The following is a 16,829-nucleotide window of genomic DNA, read 5'->3' as shown; positions in this document are numbered from 1 at the left end:
TGCGCGGCCGGCCGGGTCAGGCGGCCGGGTGCAGGCGGACCGGCCAGGTGGGGAGGGTGCGGGAGGGGTCGTCGAGGCAGGCGCCGGTGCGCAGGTCGAAGAGGCGCTTGTGCAGGGGCGAGGAGACGGTGGGGGTGCCGTCCACGCTGCCGGTGATGCCGTCGGCGATCGCCCAGGCGTCGGCGAAGGGGTCGCGGTTGCCGACGGCGAGGAGTTCCCCGGCGGCGGTGCGGAAGACCGCGGCCTGGTCGCCGCCGGGCAGCAGGACGGCGGTGCCGGAGTCGGGTTCCAGTTCGAGGGCGTCGCAGACGGCGATCCAGTGGCCGTCCGGCGTGCCCAGTTCGACGGTGCGGGCCCGTTCGGTGCGGTGCATGGCGGCGGCTCCCCTCGGCGCGGGCGGGTGGGGTCTCCTGCTTCGAACGCTACGTCCGGGGGGCGGGTGCGGGGCAGGGGGGAAGGGCCCGGTCCGGCGGGACGTTCGTCCCGCCGGCCGGACCGTCCGTGGTGCGGGGCGCCGGGCGGACGCCGGGTGCGCTGTCGGGCAGCGCGGTGATCACGAGGAGTTCGGGTCCTGCGGGCCCCGGGAGCCGCCCCGGGTCCCACCCTCGTCCTTGACCTTCCGCGTTGCCCGCGAAGCGCCCTCGTCGTCCGTCCATCCGCGGAGGAATCTATCGGTCGAATCCGGACAGACAGGACAATCAACGCAACACGCGCCGAAATGGGCCAAGTTGTCACTCGGATCGCGCACTGCGGCGTCAACTCTGCCTGACGGTTCATCACAACGGGTGGAACCGGGACGATCGGCGTGCCGTGCCCGGTGCGTGCGCCGCCGGTTCCGGGCTGCCAGGATCTCCGGTGTCCAACTTCCCTGCCGCGCCCGCCCGCTGCCGCGCGGCCCGCGCCGAAGGCAGAGCGATGAGCACCGCCCCCGACCCCTACCGCCCGGTCCGTCGGATGCTGGCCCGCGACCGGGACGAGTCCCACCGGGTCTCCACCCCGCTCGAGTTGTTCTTCGACCTGTGCTTCGTGGTGGCGATCTCCCAGGCGGGCCGCGAACTCGCCCACGCCCTCGCCCAGGGCCACCTCGCCCACGCGCTCACCGGGTTCACCATGTCCTTCTTCGCGGTCTGGTGGGCCTGGATGAACTTCACCTGGTTCGCCTCCGCGTACGACGTCGACGACGTCCCCTACCGGCTGACCACCCTGGTGCAGATCACCGGCGTGCTGGTGCTCGCGGCCGGCGTCCCGCGGATCTTCGAGGACCAGGACCTGGCGCTCGGCGTGGCCGGGTACGTGCTGATGCGCCTGGCCATGGTCACCCAGTGGCTGCGCGCCGCCCGCGGCGAGAGCGGACCGGCCCGCACCTGCGCGCTGCGCTACGCCGCCGGGATCGCCGTCGTGCAGGTGTTCTGGGTGGTGCTGCTGTTCCTCCCGCACGGCGCGCAGGGCCCGCTGTTCCCGGTCGGGGTGCTGGCCGAACTCGCCGTCCCGGTCTGGGCCGAGAAGGACGAGCCGACGCCCTGGCACCGGCACCACATCGTGGAGCGCTACGGCCTGTTCACCATCATCGTGCTCGGCGAGACGGTCGCCGCCGCCACCGTCGCCATCCAGACCGCCCTGGACGAGCACCGGGCGGTGGCCGAACTGCTGCCGATCGCCGCCGGCGGGCTGCTGGTCTGCTTCGGCGCCTGGTGGATCTACTTCGCCGACGACAGCCACGACCACCTGCGCGACAACCGGCAGGCGCTGCCCTGGGGCTACGGCCACTACGTGGTCTTCGCCTCGGCCGCCGCGATCGGCGCCGGCCTGGAGGTCGCCGTCGAGCACGCGGTCGGCGCCGCGCACGTCTCGGCCCGGGCCGCGGGCGCCGCCGTGACCGTCCCCACCGCGCTGTTCCTGTTCACCGTCTGGCTGCTGCACGCGCGCCACCACAAGCGCGGCGCCGCCCGGCCGATCCTGCCGCTGGCCGCGCTGTCGGTGCTGGCTGCGACCCTGGCCGGGGAGGCCGCCGTGCCGATCGCCGGTCTCCTGGTGGCGCTCGCCGTCGCCGCCGGCCTGACCCTGTCCGCGAAACGGAGCTGACCGTGCGCCTCGAAGACCTCCCGTACGCCCACCTGCTGCAGCGGCACACCGGCCCGCTGCGCCCCGACGGCCGCTACGACACCGTGCACTTCGACGACCTGGCGCTGACCGGGCAGTTCGGCGGCGCGCACTTCCTGGAGTGCGCGTTCACCGGCGTGCGGGTCGAGGAGGCGAAGCTGCGCCGGGCCGGGTTCAACGAGGTGTGGGTGCAGGGCGCGCGGATGGTCGGTGTCGACCTCGCGGAGAGCGAGTGGCAGGACGGCGAGGTCGAGGCCAGCGTGCTCGCGGGCGTCTCGGCGTACGGCTCGGCGATCCGCCGCACGGTGTTCCGGCAGTGCAAGCTGGAGGCGGTCAACCTGCGCGGCGCGGTGCTGCGCGACGTGGTCTTCGAGGACTGCCTGCTGCGGGACGTCGACCTCTCCGACGCCAAGCTCACCGACGTCTCCTTCCCCGGCAGCACGCTGGACGGAGTCCGCCTGCGCGGCGCCGCCCTGAAGAACGCGGACCTGCGCACCGCCGCCGCCCTGGGCCTGCCCGACGGGCACCTCGGGCTGCGCGGCGCGCTCATCTCGACGACCCAACTGCTCGACCTCGCCCCGCAGTTCGCCCAGGCGCTGGGGATCACCGTGCGGGGCTGAAGGAGCCGCCGTTCACCTGCCGGCCGTCGTTTCCGCGGTCGGTGAACAATCCGCCAATCCTTGCTCCGGGGCATGACCCGGCGGCCCGTCCCGGGTGAGGATGCTCGGCGTCCGGCACGAAGGTGTCTGGACAACATCACCAGCAGCCGAGGGGACGGGCGGGTCGAAGTGGCCGAGCTGAGTCGTAGGAAGTTCATGGCGTGGTCGGCGAGCGCGGCGGCCGGGGCGGCCGTCGCGGGGACGGCGGTGGGGGCGGGCGCGTCGCCCGCCGCCGCGGCCGCCGCGGGGGCGACCGGGACGCTCGCGGACGCCAAGCACATCGTGATCCTGATGCAGGAGAACCGCAGCTTCGACCACTACTTCGGGATGCTGAAGGGCGTGCGCGGCTTCGCCGACCGGGCGACCATCCAACTGTCCGGCGGCTACAGCGTCTTCAACCAGCCGAACGCGCTGAGCCGGCAGTACCCGTGGCAGTTCTCGGCGACCAAGCCGGCCGGCGGCGCCGACCCGGAGCGGCTGGCGCAGTGCAACGGCGACCTCGCGCACGGCTGGAGCGACCAGCACAAGGCGTGGAACGGCGGGAAGATGGACTCCTGGGTGGCCGCGAAGGGCAACGTCCGCACCCTGGGCTACCTGACCCGCGCCGACATCCCGTTCCACTACGCGCTGGCCGACAACTGGACGGTCAACGACGCCTACCACTGCTCGGTGATCTCGGCGACCGGCCCGAACCGCACCTACCACTGGTCCGGCCAGATCGACCCGGCGGGCACGGCGGGCGGCCCGGCGTACGACGGCGGCGACGAGTCCGGCCTGAAGTGGCAGACGTACGCGGAGGCGCTGGAGGCGGCCGGGGTCAGCTGGAAGGTCTACCAGAACGCCGCCGACAACTACGGCGACAACGCGCTGGCGTACTTCACCCGGTTCTCCTCGGCCCCGGCGGGCAGCCCGCTCGCGGTCAAGGGCATGGGCTCGGTGCCGAAGGTGACCGGGCGGACGCCGGACGACATCGTCGCCGCGATCAAGGCGGACGTGCTGGCCGGGACGCTGCCCCAGGTGTCCTGGATCGTGCCGGACCAGGCGTCCTCGGAGCACCCGTACGCCACCCCGGCCGACGGCGCGCACTTCGTGCACAACGTGCTGGACGCGCTGAACGCCGACCCGGCGGTGTTCGACTCCACGATCCTGTTCCTCAACTACGACGAGAACGACGGCTTCTTCGACCACGTCCCGCCGCCGGTCGCTCCGGCCGGCACCGCGGGCGAGTTCTACAACGGCACCAACATCGGCCTGGGCTTCCGCGTCCCGATGATCGCCGTCTCGCCGTGGAGCCGCGGCGGCTGGGTCTCCTCGGAGACCTCCGACCACACCTCGGTGCTGCGCTTCCTGGAGCGGTGGACGGCCGCCCTCGGCAAGCCCGCGACCTGCCCGAACATCTCGGCCTGGCGGCGGAAGGTCACCGGCGACCTGACCGGCATGTTCGACTTCGCCCACCCGGTGTACGGGATGCCCGCGCTGCCGGACACCTCGCAGACCATCGGCCTGGCCGCCTGCGGCCCGCTGCCCAACCCGGCGCCGGTGAACAACCAGCTGCCGGTGCAGGAGCCGGGCACCCGCCCGGCCCGGGCGCTGCCGTACCAGCCGGTGGCCAACCTGGACCACCTGGAGTTCGGCTCCGGCGGGGTGGCGAAGGTGTGGATCGCGATGGCCAACCAGGGCGGCGCGACCAGCCACTTCGCCGCGTACGCCAACGCCTACCGCTCCGGCGGCCCGTGGCAGTACACGGTGGACCCGGCCGGGGCGACCAGCGACTTCTTCAACTGCGGCACCGGCTACGGCGCGGGCAAGTACGACCTGACGGTGGTCGGCCCGAACCGCTTCCTGCGCCGCTTCACCGGCGACACCACCGCCTCCGGCAAGAACGCGGCCGTCACCGCGACGTACGCGCCCGCGCCGGACACCGGCAGGCTCGCGCTCTGGTTCGAGCTGGCCAACACCGGCGGCTCGGCGGTGACGTTCACCGTCACCTCGAACAACTACCGCACCGACGGCCCGTGGACGTACGCCGTCGCGGCGGGCGCGAGCACCCGCGACTACTTCAACGCGGTGGCGTACAGCAACGGCTGGTACGACTTCACGGTGACGGTCAGCGGGGACGCGAGCTGGTCGCAGCGGTTCACCGGCCACCTGGAGACCGGCGCGGCGTCGGTCTCCGGCTGACCGGGCGGACGGCGGGTCAGACGGCGTGCAGGCCGTGCGCGGCGAAGGCGTCGCGCGCGGCCCGCACCTGCTCCGGGGTGGGGACGGGGGTGCCGGCGAGGACGAACTCCCGGCCCAGCGCCGCCCACTTGGCCGCCCCCAGCTTGTGGAAGGGCAGCACGTCGACCCGGGAGACGTTGCCCAGCGAGGCGGCGAACGCGGCCACCCCGTCGACGTTGTCGGCCGGGTCGGTCAGGCCGGGCACCAGCACGAAGCGCACCCACACCTCCTTGCCGAGGTCGGCCAGCCGGCGGGCGAAGTCCAGCGTCGGGTCGAGCCGCTGCCCGGTGACCTTCCGGTACAGGCCGCGGTCCCAGGACTTGACGTCCAGCAGCACCAGGTCGACGTCGGCGAGCAGCGCGTCGCTCGCCCGGGCGCCGAGGAAGCCCGAGGTGTCGAGCGCGGTGTGCAGGCCGAGTTCGTGCTTGAAGCGGTGGAACAGCTCGCCGCTGAAGTCGGGCTGGAGCAGCGGCTCGCCGCCGCTGACGGTGGCGCCGCCGCCCGCCGCGTGCAGGAACGCGGTGCACTTGGCCGCCTCCGCGACCACCTGGTCCGCGCCGGTGCGCCTGCCGTTGCCCATCCGCATGGTGTCGGGGTTGTGGCAGTACAGGCAGTTCAGCGGGCACCCGGCGAGGAACACCACGAACCGGGTGCCCGGGCCGTCCACGCCGGTCGACAGGTCCCAGGAGTGCACCGACCCGCCGGCGGCCGGGCCCACCGGGAGTTCGGCGGGGAGCAGGACGGTCATGGCGGTGCCTCCTGGGGTCCGTCGGCGGGCGCTCAGAGCGAGCCGTGGAAGGTGCGGTTGACGACGTCGAGCTGCTGTTCCCTGGTCAGCCGGACGAAGTTGACCGCGTAGCCGCTGACCCGGATGGTCAGCTGCGGGTACTGCTCGGGGTGCTCCATCGCGTCGAGCAGGGTCTCCCGGTCCAGCACGTTGACGTTCATGTGGAACCCGCCGACGGCCGTGTACCCGTCCAGCACGCCCGCCAGGTTGCGCACCCGCTCCTCGGGGGTGCGGCCCAGCGCGTCGGGCGTGACGGTGTTGGTCAGCGAGATGCCGTCCTCGGCCGCGTCGTACGGCAGCTTGGCCACCGACAGCGAACTGGCCACGTACCCGTGGGTGTCGCGCCCGTTCATCGGGTTGGCGCCGGGCGAGAACGGCTGCCCGGCCCGCCGGCCGTCCGGGGTGGCGCCGGTCTTCTTGCCGTACACCACGTTCGAGGTGATGGTCAGCACCGACTGGGTGTGCTCGGCGCCCCGGTAGGTCGGGTGCTTGCGCACCTTCCCCATGAACTCCTCGACCAGCCGGACCGCCAGCTCGTCGGCCCGGTCGTCGTTGTTGCCGTACGCCGGGTACTCGCCCTCCACCTCGTAGTCCACCGCGAGGCCGCTCCCGTCGCGCACCGGGCGGACCTTCGCGTACCTGATCGCCGAGAGCGAGTCCGCGGCCACCGACAGCCCGGCGATGCCGCAGGCCATGGTGCGGCGCACCGCCCGGTCGTGCAGCGCCATCTCCAGGCGCTCGTAGGCGTACTTGTCGTGCATGTAGTGGATGACGTTCAGCGCGTGCACGTACGTCTCGGCCAGCCACTCCAGCTGCTGGTCGAAGCGGGCCAGCACCTCGTCGTAGTCCAGCACCTCGGACTCGATCGCCCCGGTGGCCGGGCCGACCTGCTCGCCGGACTTCTCGTCCCGGCCGCCGTTGATCGCGTAGAGCAGCGTCTTGGCGAGGTTGACCCGGGCGCCGAAGAACTGCATCTGCTTGCCGACCTCCATGGCGGAGACGCAGCAGGCGATCGCGGTGTCGTCGCCGAAGCGCGGGCGCATCAGCTCGTCCGACTCGTACTGCACGCTGGAGGTGTCGATCGACACCCGCGCGCAGAACTCCTTGAAGCCCCGCGGGAGCCTCGGCGACCAGAACACCGTCATGTTCGGCTCCGGCGCCGGGCCCAGGTTGTACAGCGTCTGCAGGTAGCGGAACGAGGTGCGGGTGACCAGCGGGCGGCCGTCCGCGCCGATGCCGCCGATCGACTCGGTGACCCAGGTCGGGTCGCCGGAGAACAGCTCGTCGTACTCGGGGGTGCGCAGGAAGCGGACGATCCGCAGCTTGATGACGAAGTCGTCGACCAGCTCCTGGGCCCGCTCCTCGGTCAGCACGCCCGCGTCGACGTCCCGCTGCAGGTAGACGTCCAGGAAGGTCGAGGTCCGGCCGAGCGACATGGCCGCGCCGTTCTGCTCCTTCACGGCCGCCAGGTAGGCGAAGTACAGCCACTGGACCGCCTCCCGGGCGTCCCGCGCGGGCCCCGAGACGTCGTGCCCGTAGCTCGCGGCCATCGTCTTCAGCTCGCCCAGGGCGCGGATCTGCTCGGCGATCTCCTCGCGCTCCCGGATGGTCTCCTCCAGCGCGCGCGGGTCGGCGGGCGCGGCGTCCAGGGACGCCTTCTCCTCCCGCTTGGCGGCGATCAGCCGGTCCACGCCGTACAGGGCGACCCGCCGGTAGTCGCCGATGATCCGGCCGCGCCCGTACGCGTCCGGCAGGCCGGTGACGACGCCGGCCTTGCGGGCGGCCCGGATCGCGGGGGTGTAGGCGTCGAAGACGCCCGCGTTGTGGGTCTTGCGGTGGACCGTGAAGACCTTCTCCAGCTCCGGGTCGACCGGGTACCCGTAGGTCTCCAGCGCGCCCGCGACCATCCGCCAGCCGCCGTTGGGCATGATCGCCCGCTTCAGCGGGGCGTCGGTCTGCAGGCCGACGATCAGCTCGTTCTCCCGGTCGACGTACCCGGGGGCGTGCGCGGTGATGGTCGACGGGGTGTCGTACGAGACGTCCAGGACGCCCTTGGCGCGCTCCTCGGGGAACAGCGCGGCGATCCTCCGCCAGAGGGCCGAGGTCCGCTCGGTCGGACCGGCCAGGAAGGCGCCGTCGCCCTCGTACGGGGTGTAGTTCTGCTGGATGAAGTCGCGGACGTCGATCGCGTCCCGCCACAGGCCGCCCTTGAAGCCGTCCCAGGCACCGCTCCGGGTGCGCTCCGGGTGCTGCCGCTGCTGCGAGGTGGTCATCTCGGGTGTCCCTTCTCAGTTCTGTTCGCCGTAGTAGGCCCGGGTCATCAGCCGCTGCATGTCGGCCAGCATCGGCATCCGCGGGTTGGCCGGCGCGCACTGGTCCTCGTAGGCGTTCATCGCCTGCTGCGGCAGCGCCGCCAGGAAGGCCGCCTCGTCCACCCCGGCCTCCTTGAAGGAGCGCGGGATGCCCGCCCGGTCGCGCAGCTCCTCGACCGCCGCGGCCAGCGACGCCACGCCCTGCTCCGGCGTCCCGGCGGGCAGGCCCAGCGTCCGGGCGATCTGCCGGTAGCGCTCCGGGGCCACGTAGCTGCGGTACTTCGGCCAGCTGGTCACCTTGCCCGGCGCCGACCCGTTGTAGCGGATCACGTGCGGCAGCAGCAGCGCGTTGGTGCGCCCGTGCGCCACGTGGAAGGTCGCGCCCAGGGTGTGCGCCATCGCGTGCACCACGCCCAGGAAGGCCGAGCCGAACGCCATGCCCGCGATCGTGCCCGCGTTGTGCATCTTCTCCCGCGCCACCGGCGCGTTCGGCCCGTCGACGACCGCCGCCTCCAGGTTCTCGAAGATCAGCCGGATCCCCTGCAGCGCCAGGCCGTCGGTGAAGTCGTTGGCGTACACCGACACGTACGCCTCGATGCAGTGGGTCAGCGCGTCGAAGCCGGAGTCCGCCGTCACCGCCCTCGGCAGGTCGGTGGTCAGCGCCGGGTCGACGATCGCCACCGTCGGGGTCAGCGCGTAGTCCGCCAGCGGGTACTTCTGGCCGCTCTCCGGGTCGGTGATCACCGCGAACGGGGTCACCTCGCTGCCGGTGCCCGAGGTGGTCGGGACGCACACCAGCTTGGCCTTCTCGCCCAGGTCCGGGAAGGCGAAGGCGCGCTTGCGGATGTCGAAGAACTTCTCCTTCAGGTCCGCGAACTCGACCTCCGGGTGCTCGTACATCAGCCACATCACCTTGGCCGCGTCCATCGGCGAACCGCCGCCCAGGGCCACGATGGTGTCCGGCCGGAAGTCGCGCATCAGCTCCGCGCCCCGCTCCACCGTGGCGATGCTCGGGTTGGGCTCCACGAAGTCCACCACCCGCACCTCGACCGGCTCGGTGCGCCGCGACAGCACGTCCCGGATCCGGTCCAGGTGCCCGATCTCCACCATCGTCCGGTCCGTCACCACGACGACCCTGCGGGCGCCGCGCATGTCGGTCAGGTACGTGATCGAGTTGCGCTCGAAGAAGATCTTCGGCGGGACCTTGAACCACTGCATGTTGGTGTTGCGCCGCCCGATCCGCTTGATGTTGACCAGGTTCAGCGCCGAGACGTTGCCCGACACCGAGTTGTGGCCGTAACTGCCGCAGCCCAGGGTCAGCGAGGGCATGAACGCGTTGTAGACGTCGCCGATGCCGCCCTGCGAGCTCGGCGCGTTCCAGATGATCCGGCAGGCCTTCACCGCCGTGCCGAACTCCTCGGCGAACGCCGCGTCCTCGGTGTGCACCGCCGCCGAGTGCCCCAGGCCGTTGAACTCCACCATCCGCGCGGCCAGTTCCAGGCCCTGCGCGCGGCCGTCGGCCCGCAGCACCGCCAGCACCGGGCACAGCTTCTCCCGGGTCAGCGGCTCCGCCTCGCCCACCTCGCCGACCTCGGCCAGGACGACCGAGGTGTCGGCCGGGACCTCGAAACCCGCCGCCGCGGCGATCTCCGGCGCCGACCGCCCGACCACCTCGGCGTTCAGCCGCGCGCCCGCGCAGTCCGTTCCCTCGCCGACCCCGAACACGTACCGCTCCAGCAGCGCCTTCTGCTCCGGCGTCGCCAGGTGCGCCTTCAGCTTCCGGAACTCCGCCAGCGCCGCGTCGTACACCTCGGCGTCCAGGATCACCGCCTGCTCGGAGGCGCAGATCATCCCGTTGTCGAAGGACTTCGACAGCACGATGTCGTTCACCGCGCGCCTGAGGTCCGCGCTCTTCTCCACGTACGCCGGCACGTTGCCCGCGCCCACGCCCAGCGCCGGCTTCCCGCACGAGTAGGCCGCCCGCACCATCGCGTTGCCGCCGGTGGCCAGGATCGTCGCGACGCCGGGGTGGTTCATCAGCGCGCCGGTCGCCGCCGTCGACGGCCGCTCGATCCACTGCACGCAGTGCGCCGGGGCGCCCGCCGCGACCGCCGCGTCCCGGACGATCCGGGCCGCCTCCGCCGAACAGCGCTGCGCCGCCGGGTGGAAGCCGAACACGATCGGGTTGCGGGTCTTCAGCGCGATCAGCGCCTTGAAGATCGTCGTCGAGGTCGGGTTGGTCACCGGCGTCACGCCCGCGACCACGCCCACCGGTTCGGCGATCTCGGTGATCCCGTCGATCTCGTCGCGGGAGACCACCCCGACGGTCTTCATCCGGTCCATCACGTGGGTGACGTTCTCGCAGGCGAAGACGTTCTTCACCGCCTTGTCCTCGAACACCCCGCGCCCGGTCTCCTCGACGGCCAGCGCCGCCAGCCGGGTGTGCGCGGCCAGCGCGGCCAGCGAGGCCTTCTTCACGATCCGGTCCACCTGCTCCTGGGTGAAACCGGCGTACTCCGCCAGGGCCGTGCGGCCGTTGCGGACCAGCACGTCGACGGCGGCCGCCTCCTGCTGCGCATCGGTGCCGGGGGTGTCGGTGGTGCCGGTGGTGCCGGGGGTCGGGGGCTCTCTGCGGGACATGGCGCGCTCACCTCTTGGGGGTGCGGCTGCGGGGCGCCCCGGCGGCGCTGCCGGGACCGGCTTGACCACACCACTGTCCGTCCGGACGGCGTGAGGCCGCTACGGCCGTTGGGCGCGCCCGGCCCGGGACCAACAGCCCTTTCCGCCGTGCCCTGCGGCCCTGCGGCCCTGCGGCCCTGCGCCGGACGGGCGGAGCTCCGGATGCGACCCGTCCGGGCCGGTGCGAGGGTGGACGCAGCCCGTTGTCCGCGACATCCGAGGAGGAGACATGGGCATGAGCGACCAGTTCAAGGACAAGGCGAAGGACCTCGCCGACCAGGCCAAGTCGGCGCTCGGCGACCACGGCTCCAAGGCCGAGGACGCCGAGCAGAAGGCCCGCGAGCAGGCCGAGGGCACGATGCCGCACGGCCAGGAGCCCGCGGACGACCAGCAGCAGGAGGGCGAGTCCTCCTGAGCGGCCGCCGCGTGGGACGGACCCGGACCGGGTCCGTCCCACGCGGCGTACCGTGGCAGGAGGGGGACGCCCACCCGAGGAGGAGACCATGGGCATCTTCGACAGGTTCCGCCACAAGGCGGCCCCGGCGGACGCCGCGCCGCCCGACTCGACCGAACGCGCCGCACTCGCCCACGACGGGGCCCCGGACGCCTTCGGGGACGGGGTCGAACGCGCCCGCGACGACGCGGAACGCCGCATCCGGCAGGAGCGCGAGGACCGCGAGGCCGCCGCGAACATGACCGCCGAGGGCGACCCCTGGGGCTGACCCCCGGAGCCGGCCCCGCGCACCCGGAACGCCGGTGCCCGCCACGGGCACCGGCGTCCGCGCGCCGTGACGCGCCGGTGGCGGCGGGCGCACGGACGCGCGGCGCACGGCACACGACGTACGGCGCACGGACGTCGGGCCGGAAGCGTCCCTGCCGCGCGGGGACGGGCCCGGGGAGGGCCGGCCGACCCNCAGCGCGCCCCGCACACCACCCGGCGACGTCCTGCGCCCGGCCTCGGCGTCCGCCGCCGCTCGCGGCGCAGCGGCCGACCCGGCGTCACCGGGCGGGCGGCGGGCCCTGGCGGTAGTAGGCCACGATCGGCGCACCGGCCTCGGCGAACAGCGCGGGCCCGTCCCGGACGAGCTCGGGCCAGTCGCCGGAGGCCGGGTTGAGGCCCACCAACTGCTCGGTGGACAGGGCGAACACCACCCGCCCGAGACCGGAGCGGACCAGGGCGCCCGCGCACATCCCGCACGGCTCGCAGCTGGTGTAGAGGGTGGTGCGGGCGGCCTCGGCCGGGTCGAGCTCGCGGGCCGCCCAGCGGGCGAGCTTCAGCTCCGGGTGGGCGGTGACGTCGCGGTCGCGTCGCACGGTGTTGTGCGCCTCGGCGAGCACCGTGCCGTCGGGGGCGGCCAGCAGCGAACCGTACGGCGCGTCCCCCGCGTCGACGGCCCGGGCCGCCAGGGCGACGGCACGGCGCAGCAGGACCTCGTCGGCGGGGGTGATCACGCGGTCTCCTTCCGGTGGGCGGCCACCGCGGCCAGGTCCCGCCAGGCCGCCTCCGGCCTGCGGGTCTCCTCCGGGTCGCCGTGGTAGGGGTCGAGGACCACGGCCTGCGCGCCCAGCGCGCGCAACTGCCGCAGGTCGTCCAGTACTTGTTCCAGGGTGCCGGTCCCGGCGGGCCGGTCGGCCCCGGTGGCCGGCGCCGGGGTCAGCCGGAACGCGATCCGCGGGGCGAAGCCGGGCAGCGGGTGCGCGGCGAGCACGTCCCGCATCTCGGGCAGGGTCAGCCGCAGCGGGTGCCAGGCGTCGCCGAACCGGGCGGCCCGGCGCAGCGCCGCCGGACTCCGCCCGCCCACCCAGACGGGTGTCCCGGCGGGCCCGGACTCCCGCAGCACCCGCAGGCACGCGTCGGTCAGCCGCCCGCGCTCGGCGAACGGCACCCCGAGCGCCGCGAACTCCTGCCGGGCCCAGCCGACCCCCACGCCGAGCACCAGTCGGCCGCCGCTCAACCGGTCCAGGCCCGCGGCCATCCGGGCGGTCAGCAGCGGGTCGCGGTACGGCAGCACCAGCACCGTGGTGCCGAGCCGCACCCGGGTGGTCTGCGCGGCCAGCCAGGACAGCGTGGTGAACGGCTCGTGGAAGGGCTCCGGGTAGCGCTCCGCCACGTCCGGGGTGACGGCCACGTGGTCGGACACCATGAGCAGGTCGTATCCCAGCTCCTCGACGGTCCGCGCCCACCCGCGCAGCACGCCGGGATCGGTGCCGGGTCCGAAGTTCGGTACGTTGACGCCCAGTTGCATGCGGCGAGGCTATCCGGGCAAGCGGCAGCCGGTGAATGGGCGATTCCCGGTGTTCGATCCCTTCCGCCGTGGATCCACCGGTAGCATCGCCGGATGGCCGGGGACCTCGACGACATCGACTGGGCGATCATCGGGCAGTTGCAGGCGGACGCCCGGCTGCCGATCAGCGAACTGGGCCGGCGGGTGAACCTCGGCGCCTCGGCCACCGCCGAACGGGTGCGCGCCCTGGAGGCCAGGGGCGTCGTCACCGGCTACCACGCCGCGGTCGACCTCGCCCGGATCGGCTACCCCGTCCTGGCCGTCGTCCGGCTGAAGTACCCCGGCAGCCGTCACCAGCCCCTGCACCGGCTGCTCGCCGAACGCCGCGAGATCCTGGAGTGCCTGCGCACCACCGGCGACGACTGCTACACCCTCAAGCTCGCCGCCACCTCCATGGAGCACCTGGAGACCCTCGTCGACGAACTCTGCACCTTCGGCTCCACCACCACCAGCGTCGTCTACCGCCAGACCCTCCCCTACCGGGGCCCGTCCCGCCCGCACTGAGCCCCGCGCGGCGGGTCTCAGGGGCGGGGCGGCAGCGGGGGGCGGCGGAGGTCGGGGCGGGGGGTGCCGGGGGGCGGGGGAGCGGCGGCGGGGGTCGCGGTGAGGAGGGTGAGGGCGAGGTCCACGGCGGCGGCGAGGTCGGTGTGCTCGCCGCGGGCCCAGTCGCGCGGGGTGCGGACCACCTCGATGTCGGGGTCCACGCCGCGGTTCTCGACCGAGAAGCCGATGCCGTCGGTGAACCAGCTCGCGTTCTTGGGGACGGAGATCTGGGTGCCGTCGCCCAGCGCGTGGCGTCCGGTCATGCCGACCACGCCGCCCCAGGTGCGGCTGCCGACCACCGGGCCGAGGGCGAGCGTCTTGATGGCGGTGATGATGACGTCGCCGTCGGAGCTGGTGGCGTGGTCGGCGAGGGCGACGACCGGGCCGCGCGGCGCGTCGCGGGGCCAGCGGACGGGCTGTCGGCCGCGGGTGAAGTCCCAGGCGAGGACGCGGCGGTGGAGCTTCTCCAGGACGAGTTCGGAGACGTTGCCGCCCGCGTTGCCCCGGACGTCCAGGACGAGCGCGGGGCGGGCGAGCTCGGAGCGCAGGTCCCGGTTGAACTGGGCCCAGCCGGAGCCGCCGAGGTCGGGGATGTGCAGGTAGCCGCACGCGTCGTCGCTGAACTCCCGCACCAGCTGCCGCCGTTTGGCGACCCAGTCCTGGTAGCGGATGGGGCGTTCGTCGGTGAGCGGTGTGACGGCGATGCGCCGGGTGCGGCCGTCGTGGCGGACGGTCAGTTCGACGGTGGTGCCGCCGGTGCCGGCGAGCAGCGGGGTGGGGCCGCGGACCGGGTCGGGCGGGCGGCCGTCGACGGCGAGCAGCTCGTCGCCGTCGTGCAGGCCGTGACCGGCCAGCGGGGCGCGGGCCTTGGGGTCGGAGGACTCGCCGGGCAGGATCCGGTCGACCAGCCAGCGGCCCTCGGGGTCGCGGTGCGCGTTGGCGCCGAGCAGGCCCAGCGGCTGCTGGGCGATGGCCGGGCCCTCGCCGCGGCGCGACGGGGTGACGTAGGCGTGCGAGGTGCCGAGCTCGCCGAGGAGTTCGCGCAGCAGGTCGGCGAAGTCGTCGGGGGAGGCGATCCGTTCCAGCAGCGGCGCGTACTGCGCGGTGAGGGCGGGCCAGTCGAGGCCGCACATGCCCTCGTCCCAGAACTGGTCGGCGACGATCCGGGCGGCCTCGGCGTAGGACTGCCGCCACTCGGCGGCCGGGTGCACGGTGTGGGTGATCCGGCGCAGGTCGACGGCGAGCGGGGCGCCGGGGGCGGCCAGCGGGTAGAGCTTGAGCGCGCCGCCGGAGAACACCGAGAGCGCCGAGCCGTCCGCGGAGACCGCGAAGCCGTCGAGCTGCTCGACCAGGGTGGTGCGGCGGCCCCGGGCCAGGTCGAAGTGCTCCAGGGCGGGGCGGCCCGAGGTGTCCTCCGGATTGGCGAAGGTCTGGCCGAGCGCGCCGGAGATCGGCCAGCGCAGCCACACCACGCCGCCGCGCACCGCGGCCGTCGCCGAGTACTTGGAGGCGATCACCGGGAACGGCACCAGCCGCTTGCCGAGCCCCTCCTCGTCGACGTGCACGGTGCCGTCGCCGGTGGCCTCCTCCGGGTCCAGCCCGATCGGCGGGCGGCCCTCGGCGGGCGAGGCGAACGGGGACGGGGTGTCGGCGGCCAGCGGCACCAGGTAGGGGCGGCAGCCGAGCGGGAAGGACAGGTCGCCGGTGTGCACGTCGTGCACCGGGTCGAAGCCGCGCCAGGACAGGAACACCAGGAAGCGGCCGTCCCGGGTGAACACCGGGTGCTCGTCCTCGAAGCGGCCGCCGGTGACGGCGACCTGGTGCTCCGGCCGGTCGGTGCGGGCCAGCCGGATCGCCCGCAGCGAGCGGCCCGCGACCGGCTCGGACCAGGCCAGCCAGCGCGAGTCGGGGGAGAAGGACGGGCTGGAGACCGGTCCGAACCGGGACGCGGCGACCTCGGTGACCGCGCCGTCCGCGGTGTCCACCAGCAGCAGCCGGCCGTCCGAGCAGGCCACCGCGAGGCGCCCGCCGTCCGGGGCGGCGGCCAGCTCCTGGACCCGGCCGATCCGGCCGCCGGCGATCCGCCGGTGCGGGGGGCGCTCGTCCGCGGCGTCCTTGCCGGGCAGCGCGGCGATCTCGATCGCGTCCTCGCCGTCGGCGTCGGTCACCCAGGCGGCCTGGTTGCCGTAGCCGAGCACCAGCGGCAGCCGGCAGCGCACGCCCGGGGTGTCGGCCAGCGCCCGGGCCGGGCCGTCGCGGTGGGTCAGCCAGTACAGCGAGCCGCGCACGTTCAGCACCCCGGCCCGGCCGGTGGCGTCGCAGGCCAGGTCCTTGACGTTGTTGGCGGCGCCGACCTGGTACGGCCGCCGTCCGGCCCGGGCGCCGCCCAGCGGGACGTCCAGGCGGCGCGGCGCGGGGGCGTCCAGCGAGTCGAGCAGCCAGACGTCCCCGGCGTGCTGGTAGACCACCCGGACGCCGTCGCCGGCGGCCTCCCGGGCGTAGTACGAGGCGTGGTCGGTGTGCCGGCGCAGGCCGGTGCCGTCCGGGCGGACCGAGTACAGGTTGCCGACGCCCTCGTGGTCGGAGAGGAACGCGATCCGGGTGCCGTCGGCGGCGGCCACCGGCATCGGCGAGGCCAGGTGCCCGGGCAGGCCGGGCAGCAGCAGGTCGTGGTCCACCCAGAGCCGGCCGGTCGCGCCGCCCCGGTAGCGCTTCCAGAACGCGGGCTCGTGCGGCGCCGCGTCGGTCAGCAGCACCGTGTGCCCCTCGCCGACCTGGGCGTCCGCGACCGGCCCCCACGGCAGCCGCCGCCCCGGCGCGCCGTCGGGCGGCAGCTCCCACGCCCAGGCGTAGTGCGCGAACGGCTCGTGGTACGAGGTCACCGCCAGCACCTCGCCGTTCGGCAGCCAGCCGCGCACCCGGGTGTCCTGGCTGCCCCAGTACGTCAGCCGGGTCGCCGGGCCGCCGTCCACCGGCGCGGTGAACACCTCGGGCGTCAGCGCGAACCAGCTGGTCCACGCCAGCACCGAGCCGTCCGGCGACAGCCTGGGGTGGCTGACCCTGGTCCGGTCCGCGCTGACCCGCCAGGCCCGGCCCACCCCGCCGTCCGGCGCCAGCGGCGCGACCCAGACGTCGTCCTCGGCGGTGAAGGCGAGCAGACCGCCGCGTACATGGGGGTACCGCAGGTATCCGGACACCCTTCCATGGTTCGATCAGCCGCCGGGGCCCGCAAACGCGACCCGGG

At 74.0% G+C, this 16,829-nt stretch carries 13 protein-coding genes; 6 read left to right on the top strand and 7 right to left on the bottom strand.

Features of this window, described 5'->3' with window-relative positions; genetic code table 11:
• Positions 1-16: 16 nt before the first annotated feature.
• Positions 17-373 (bottom strand): nitrite reductase small subunit NirD, encoded by a 357-nt coding sequence (gene nirD, locus HUT16_RS11860; RefSeq protein WP_176188049.1) that lies wholly within the window; start codon positions 371-373, stop codon positions 17-19.
• Between the two features lie 542 nt (positions 374-915).
• Here nirD and HUT16_RS11855 point away from each other — a divergent pair.
• The 3 genes from HUT16_RS11855 to HUT16_RS11845 all read left to right on the top strand — a co-directional run bounded on the left by HUT16_RS11855 (position 916) and on the right by HUT16_RS11845 (position 4,940).
• Positions 916-2,082, top strand: coding sequence for a low temperature requirement protein A (locus HUT16_RS11855; RefSeq protein ID WP_254898289.1), 1,167 nt, complete (start codon positions 916-918; stop codon positions 2,080-2,082).
• Positions 2,083-2,084: 2 nt separating this feature from the next.
• Complete coding sequence (locus tag HUT16_RS11850; protein ID WP_254897768.1) at positions 2,085-2,720, top strand: pentapeptide repeat-containing protein; 636 nt, start codon at positions 2,085-2,087, stop codon at positions 2,718-2,720.
• Between the two features lie 168 nt (positions 2,721-2,888).
• A complete protein-coding gene (locus HUT16_RS11845) occupies positions 2,889-4,940 on the top strand; it encodes a phosphocholine-specific phospholipase C (protein WP_176188047.1) in 2,052 nt (683 codons plus the stop codon).
• 16 nt (positions 4,941-4,956) lie between these two features.
• Here HUT16_RS11845 and pflA read toward each other — a convergent pair whose 3' ends face one another.
• From pflA to adhE, 3 genes are read right to left on the bottom strand one after another with little or no spacing between them, the layout of a single operon-like run.
• Entirely contained in the window at positions 4,957-5,727 is a 771-nt protein-coding gene (gene pflA / locus HUT16_RS11840) for a pyruvate formate-lyase-activating protein (protein WP_176188045.1), read from the bottom strand.
• 32 nt (positions 5,728-5,759) lie between these two features.
• Positions 5,760-8,039, bottom strand: coding sequence for a formate C-acetyltransferase (gene pflB / locus HUT16_RS11835; protein WP_176188043.1), 2,280 nt, complete (start codon positions 8,037-8,039; stop codon positions 5,760-5,762).
• A 15-nt stretch (positions 8,040-8,054) separates the two neighbouring features.
• Positions 8,055-10,718 carry a bifunctional acetaldehyde-CoA/alcohol dehydrogenase gene (gene adhE, locus HUT16_RS11830; RefSeq protein WP_176188041.1) on the bottom strand — a complete coding sequence of 888 codons (2,664 nt, stop codon included), beginning with the start codon at positions 10,716-10,718 and terminating at the stop codon, positions 8,055-8,057.
• 274 nt (positions 10,719-10,992) lie between these two features.
• Here adhE and HUT16_RS11825 point away from each other — a divergent pair, with 274 nt between their 5' ends.
• Entirely contained in the window at positions 10,993-11,172 is a 180-nt protein-coding gene (locus HUT16_RS11825) for a hypothetical protein (RefSeq protein ID WP_254897767.1), read from the top strand.
• Between the two features lie 88 nt (positions 11,173-11,260).
• Positions 11,261-11,479, top strand: a complete 219-nt coding sequence (locus HUT16_RS11820) for a hypothetical protein (RefSeq protein ID WP_176188037.1) — start codon at positions 11,261-11,263, stop codon at positions 11,477-11,479.
• 277 nt (positions 11,480-11,756) lie between these two features.
• Here HUT16_RS11820 and HUT16_RS11815 read toward each other — a convergent pair whose 3' ends face one another.
• Both HUT16_RS11815 and HUT16_RS11810 read right to left on the bottom strand, forming a co-directional pair.
• The gene (locus HUT16_RS11815; RefSeq protein ID WP_176188035.1) at positions 11,757-12,209 is read right to left on the bottom strand and encodes a nucleoside deaminase; all 453 of its coding nucleotides are present in this window, start codon (positions 12,207-12,209) and stop codon (positions 11,757-11,759) included.
• Complete coding sequence (locus HUT16_RS11810; protein WP_176188033.1) at positions 12,206-13,003, bottom strand: LLM class flavin-dependent oxidoreductase; 798 nt, start codon at positions 13,001-13,003, stop codon at positions 12,206-12,208. The genes HUT16_RS11815 and HUT16_RS11810 overlap by 4 nt, the downstream gene beginning before the upstream one ends.
• 93 nt (positions 13,004-13,096) lie before the next feature.
• On the opposite strand from HUT16_RS11810, the gene HUT16_RS11805 reads away from it, so the two are divergent.
• Positions 13,097-13,546 (top strand): Lrp/AsnC family transcriptional regulator, encoded by a 450-nt coding sequence (locus tag HUT16_RS11805; protein WP_176188031.1) that lies wholly within the window; start codon positions 13,097-13,099, stop codon positions 13,544-13,546.
• Between the two features lie 17 nt (positions 13,547-13,563).
• Here the strand turns inward: HUT16_RS11805 and HUT16_RS11800 are convergent, their stop codons facing one another.
• Positions 13,564-16,782 carry a S41 family peptidase gene (locus HUT16_RS11800; RefSeq protein ID WP_176188029.1) on the bottom strand — a complete coding sequence of 1,073 codons (3,219 nt, stop codon included), beginning with the start codon at positions 16,780-16,782 and terminating at the stop codon, positions 13,564-13,566.
• Positions 16,783-16,829: the final 47 nt, after the last annotated feature.

Origin of the sequence: Kitasatospora sp. NA04385 (assembly GCF_013364235.1) — a bacterium.
In the GTDB taxonomy this organism is placed as follows: Bacteria; Actinomycetota; Actinomycetes; order Streptomycetales; family Streptomycetaceae; genus Kitasatospora.
This window is presented reverse-complemented; position numbering and strand designations above follow the sequence as displayed.